This is a genomic window from Salmonella sp. SAL4457 (assembly GCF_046548235.1).
Lineage (GTDB): Bacteria > Pseudomonadota > Gammaproteobacteria > Enterobacterales > Enterobacteriaceae > Salmonella > Salmonella enterica.
Map to the genome: position 1 here is coordinate 1 of NZ_JBGDZO010000156.1, position 355 is coordinate 355.

Below are 355 nucleotides of genomic sequence, written 5' to 3' on the forward strand. Positions count from 1 at the left end.
GTCCAGGCCGAGCTGCGCCGCAGCGGCTACGAGGACCTGATCCCGGCAGGGATCGTCCTCACCGGCGGCACCTCGAAGATGGAAGGCGCGGTCGAGCTGGCCGAGGAAATCTTCCACATGCCGGTACGCCTCGGCGTGCCGTATAGCGTGAAGGGCCTCACCGACGTGGTGCGCAACCCGATCTATTCGACGGGCGTCGGCCTGCTGATGTACGGACTGCAGAAGCAGTCCGATGGAATGTCGATGTCTGTGTCAGGCAGCAGCTACAGCAGCGACGAACCCAAGGCACCTGTCCTGGAGCGGCTCAAACGCTGGGTCCAGGGCAATTTCTGATTCAACGCGGTAACAGTAGGCG

General features: G+C 63.1%; 1 protein-coding gene. It reads left to right on the forward strand.

Annotation, left to right across the window (positions count from 1 at the left end; genetic code table 11):
- Positions 1-333, forward strand: a 333-nt coding sequence (locus ACLJNW_RS23690) for a cell division FtsA domain-containing protein (protein ID WP_410961156.1), incomplete at its 5' end; no start/stop codon positions are given.
- Between the last annotated feature and the right edge of the window lie 22 nt (positions 334-355).